Below are 398 nucleotides of genomic sequence, written 5' to 3'. Positions count from 1 at the left end.
ATAAGCAAGATGACCGTCCACACGGACAGGACGATGCCGGCGATCCAATTGATCCGTTTGGTCTGATCCCTGTTCGTTCTCGGGATTATCAGGGCGGCGAGTATAAGGACGAGAACAGCGCACAGCATTGGAATCCAGAAAAGCCATCGATGGCCCAGCAGTGCCACGATCGGTCCGGCCACCACTAGCCCGATGGCCGTCGACGCACCCAACAGGGACGATGCGGTGGCGATGGACGGAGCGACCTTTTGAGACGGGAATTCGTCGCGGATAATCCCGAAGGTCAGTGGCAAGACGCCTCCGCCAATTCCCTGGACGGCACGGGCGACGATGAGCATAGATATGTCGTTGCTTAAGGCAGCGATGATGGACCCTGCGGCTAGAAATCCTAGGGTTAA

General features: G+C 57.5%; 1 protein-coding gene. It reads right to left on the bottom strand.

Annotation, left to right across the window (positions count from 1 at the left end):
* A partial coding sequence (locus tag C6558_RS39350; RefSeq protein ID WP_245449384.1) for an MFS transporter occupies positions 1–338 on the bottom strand: 338 nt, incomplete at its 3' end.
* Between the last annotated feature and the right edge of the window lie 60 nt (positions 339–398).

Origin of the sequence: Ensifer sp. NM-2, assembly GCF_003024455.1 — a bacterium.
Taxonomy (GTDB): Bacteria; Pseudomonadota; Alphaproteobacteria; order Rhizobiales; family Rhizobiaceae; genus Ensifer; species Ensifer canadensis.
This window is presented reverse-complemented; position numbering and strand designations above follow the sequence as displayed.